The organism is Curtobacterium sp. B8 (genome assembly GCF_000333315.1).
GTDB lineage: Bacteria > Actinomycetota > Actinomycetes > Actinomycetales > Microbacteriaceae > Curtobacterium > Curtobacterium luteum.
In genome coordinates, this window is sequence record NZ_BACW01000175.1 from 1 (window position 1) to 4,210 (window position 4,210).

The 4,210-nt window shown below is 74.1% G+C and carries 4 protein-coding genes and 1 pseudogene; 4 read left to right on the forward strand and 1 reads right to left on the reverse strand.

The annotated features are described in order from the left end of the window. A pseudogene (locus tag I59_RS04315) lies at nucleotides 1-237 on the reverse strand (hypothetical protein); the annotation flags it as partial. Between the two features lie 157 nt (nucleotides 238-394). Here I59_RS04315 and I59_RS04320 point away from each other — a divergent pair. The 4 genes from I59_RS04320 to I59_RS04335 form a co-directional block, all read left to right on the forward strand. Beyond that, the gene (locus I59_RS04320) at nucleotides 395-1,114 is read left to right on the forward strand and encodes a VIT family protein (RefSeq protein WP_022902815.1); all 720 of its coding nucleotides are present in this window, start codon (nucleotides 395-397) and stop codon (nucleotides 1,112-1,114) included. A gap of 168 nt (nucleotides 1,115-1,282) precedes the next feature. Then, on the forward strand, nucleotides 1,283-1,966 hold the full coding sequence (locus I59_RS04325; RefSeq protein WP_022902816.1) for a response regulator transcription factor: 684 nt from the start codon (nucleotides 1,283-1,285) through the stop codon (nucleotides 1,964-1,966). Then, nucleotides 1,963-3,321, forward strand: a complete 1,359-nt coding sequence (locus tag I59_RS04330) for a HAMP domain-containing sensor histidine kinase (protein WP_042726454.1) — start codon at nucleotides 1,963-1,965, stop codon at nucleotides 3,319-3,321. Before I59_RS04325 ends, I59_RS04330 begins: the two co-directional genes overlap by 4 nt. A gap of 121 nt (nucleotides 3,322-3,442) precedes the next feature. After that, nucleotides 3,443-4,210: ferric reductase-like transmembrane domain-containing protein (locus tag I59_RS04335; protein WP_022902818.1), on the forward strand; the 768-nt coding region annotated here is incomplete at its 3' end.

The window sequence follows — 4,210 nt, forward strand, 5'->3', positions numbered from 1 at the left end:
CCGCTCCAGCAGCGCCGTCTCCTCCTCGTGGTGCTCCAGCCACTCCCCGGACGAGGTCGCGAGCGGCACCGACACGAGCGCGACGAGCCCGATGATCGGCGCACCGACCGCCAACCAACGGCGGGCTGCGGGCCACGCGGCCACGGCGATCGCGACGAGCGCGGCGACCGGAACGGCGACGGAAGTGAGGTGGACGAACAGTGGGTGGAGCGGGATGCCCCCGAACTGCCAGTTCATCGAAAGCCCTTCTTCGTGCGCCGGACGACCCGGCGCGCTGGTGTCCACACAACGCGGTCCGGCCGCGCGACGCACGGCGCCAGGCCGGTCGGCGCACTGATCCGTTCGTTCGAGAACACACACGAACCCGCGTTCCGCCGCGTGGTTGTCTGGCCGGGTGACCGACACCCCACAGCACGAGGGCGAAGCCCACGCCGGCGGCCTCTCCGCCCGGCTCAACTGGCTGCGCGCCGGCGTCCTCGGCGCGAACGACGGCATCGTCTCGACCGCGGCGATCGTGGTCGGCGTCGCCGGTGCCTCCACCTCCGTCCCCGCCATCGCCACCGCCGGCGTCGCCGCCCTCGTCGGCGGCGCGATCTCGATGGCCCTCGGCGAGTACGTCTCGGTCAGCAGCCAGAGCGACAGCCAGCGCGCCCTCATCGACGAGGAGCGACGGGAACTCGCCGACGACCCCGAGGTCGAGCTCGAGGAGCTCACCCGACTCTGGGAGCAGCGCGGCCTCCGACGCGACACCGCCGAACGCGTCGCGGCCGAGCTCACCGAACGGGACGCCCTCGCAGCGCACCTCTCCACCGAAATCGGCATCGACGAGGACGAGGTCGTCAGCCCCTGGCACGCAGCCCTCGCCTTCGGCGCGTCGTTCGCGATCGGCGCACTGCTCCCGCTGCTCGCGATCCTCCTCCCGCCCGACGGCGCACGCCTCCCGGTCACGTTCGTCGTGGTGCTCATCGCGCTCGCGCTGACCGGTGCGACCGGCGCGAAGATCGGCGGCGGCTCCGTCCCACGGGCCACGATCCGCGTCGTGGTCGGCGGTGCGCTGGCGCTCGCCGCGACCTTCCTCATCGGCTCGCTCCTCGGGACGAGCGGCGTGGCCTGACCCGAGGTGTCGAGCCCGGGGCGGACGGGCGACGGACGGACGGTGACCGCCTGGAGGCCCGGTGCCNGTCCCNCGGACCCGCNCCGGGCCTCCNGGCGGNCGCGTCCGCCACCACGCACGTGCGCGACCGTACCGACGTACGGCACCATGGGGACGGGAAGGAACGGCATGGCGGAGATCCTGGTCGTCGAGGACGACCCCGAGATGGGCGCGCTCGTGGAGCGCGGACTCCGCGGCGAAGGTCACACGGTCACACTCGTGACCGACGGGGTCGCCGCGCTGGTCGCCGCCCGCACGCAGGCGTTCGACGCCGCCGCCATCGACGTGATGCTCCCCGAGATGACCGGCTTCGAGGTCTGCCGTCGGCTCCGCGAGATGGGGCAGGACCTCCCGGTCGTCCTCGTGACGGCCCGCGACGCGGTCGACGACCGGGTGTTCGGACTCGACTCCGGCGCCGACGACTACCTCACCAAGCCGTTCGCGATCGCCGAGCTGAACGCCCGGCTCCGCGCCCACCTGCGGCGCCGGGCCGCGGGCACCCCGACCGTCGTCGAGGCCGGCGCCGTGCGGCTCGACACCGTCGCCGTCCGTGCGACGGTCCGCGGACGCGACCTCCCGCTCAGCGTCAAGGAGTTCTCGCTCCTGCGGTTCCTCGTGCAGGGGGTCGGCACCGTACGGTCCCGCACGGAGGTCCTCGACGAGGTGTGGGGGAGCGCCGAGCACTTCGACCCGACCATCGTCGACCAGTACGTCAGCTACGTCCGGAAGAAGCTGCAGGCCGCGGACGCCGACGTCGCGATCCGCACCGTCCGCGGCGTCGGCTACGCGCTCGACGTCGTGGCCGTCCCGTGAGGGTGCTGCGCCGGCTCTCGATCCGCACCCGCATCACGCTCGGGAGCCTGCTCGTCGGCGCCGTCGTGCTCGTCGGCACCGCCCTCGTCCTGCACCTGCAGATCGAGCGCGCGACGATCGAGACCGACCGGTCCCTCGCGGAACGGGACGCGGCACCGTTCGTCGCGGACCTCCGGAGCAACCCCGGCGAGGCGCCGGACCGCCCATCCCAGGGGGTGCTCGTCGGCGTGCGCGACGCAGCGGGCGCGTGGACCGTCGACGCCCTGCCGCACGAACTGCGGGACCGCCTGCCGGACACCGTGCGCGACGAGACCACCCTGCGGCTCCGCGACCACCGCGGCGTGGTCACCGTCGTCGGCGTCCCGGTGACGACCTCCGCAGGGTCCTTCGTGGTGTGGGCGGCCCAGGACGGCCGCGGCGGGCACGAGACGCTCGAGCGGGTCGACCGGTCGCTCGTCGTCGGGACGGTCCTCGCGCTCGCGGCGTTCGGCGGGACCGCGTGGCTCCTGACGACGCTCGCGCTCCGACCGGTCGGCCGGATGCGCCGCACGGCCGAGGCGATCAGCACGGGCACCGCTGCCGGGCACCTGCCGGTCGGCCGCTCCGACGACGAGCTCGCCGGGCTCGCACGGACGCTCAACGCGTTCCTCGACCGGCAGCGCGAGCACGCCGAACGCGAGCGCCGGATGGTGTCGGACGCGAGCCACGAGCTCCGGACACCGCTCGCGGCGCTGACCGCACGGCTGGAACTGGCGCACCGGTCGTCCGGGGATGCGGCCGCGCTCGAACGCGAACTGACCGCCGCCGAGTCGGACGCGGCGCGGCTGGTGGCGCTCGCGAACACGCTGCTCGAGCTGAGCCGGCTCGACGAGGACACCCCCGTGCCGTCCACACCGGCGCGGGACCTCGTGTCGGAGCTGATGGCGTCGGTGGACCGCGCGCGGGCGATCGACGTCGTCGGTCCCCGGGACGTCGACTTCTCGGTCGACGTCGGCGACCCGGACGCCCGCTACGACGTCGCACCCGCCGCGTTCGCCCGGGTGGTCGACAACCTCGTCGCGAACGCCATCGCCGCCGGCAGCGACGGCGGCGTCGTCCGCGCGACGCTCCGGCAGGACGACACCCGCGCGCTGGAACTCGCGGTGACCGACGACGGGCCCGGCGTGCCGGAGGCGTTCCTGCCGCAGGCGTTCGACCGCTTCACGCGTGCCGACGAGTCGCGGACCACGCTCGGCGGCAGCGGGCTCGGGCTCGCGCTCGTCCGGGGCATCGCCGAGCGCGGTGGTGGGACGGCGACGCTCGCGAACCGCGACGGGGGCGGAGCCGTCGCGACCGTGCGGTTCCCGGCGCGCTGAACGGCGCCCGGCGCCATCACTCGAGATCTCGAACGAACGGCTCTGCCTGCTCCGGGCTGGTTCATGGTTCCGATGCAGATGCTGGGTGGCACCCGATCAACCGCTGGAGAGGACCACGACGATGATCGACACCGCCGGCCCTGCCACCCGACCCGGCGCGGCGAGCCGTCCACGGCTCCGCCCCGCCCCCTCCGAGCCGCTCGCCGCCGCAGCCCGTCGACGACGGCGGTCGAAGCGGGCGCGGACCGCCGCGGCCGACCTGCTCGGCGTGCTCGCGTGGGTGTCCGCCGCGGTCGCCGTCCTGCTCTGGCTCGTCACCCCGGCGTCGCGGACGGTGACCGGGGTCGGCAGCGTCCTCACCGACGCCGGCATCGTCGCGGGCCTGATCGGCACCGACCTCACGCTGGTGATGCTCGTGCTCGCCGCTCGTGTGCCGCTCATCGACCGCGTGTTCGGGCAGGACAACGCGATCGCGGTGCACCGGTCCCTCGGCAAGCCGGTGCTGTACCTCCTGCTCGCGCACGGCGCCCTGCTCACCCTGGGCTACTCGGCCGAGTCGGCGAAGAGCCCGGTCGCCGAGACGATCGCGCTGTTCTCCACGCCGGACATGCCCCTGGCGTACCTCGCCCTCGGCCTGTTCGTCGCGGTCGTCGTGTCGTCGCTCGTCGCGGTCCGTCGTCGGCTGCCGTACGAGGCGTGGCACGTCATCCACCTCCTGAGCTACGCGGCCGTCCTGGTGGCGCTGCCGCACATGCTCAGCGTCGGCGGGGTGCTGTCCGTCGGGTCGTGGCAGCGCACCTACTGGATCGCGCTGTACGTGCTCGCGCTCGGGCTGATCGTCCTGTACCGCTTCGTCCTGCCGCTGGTGGTGACCCTCCGGCACCGATCC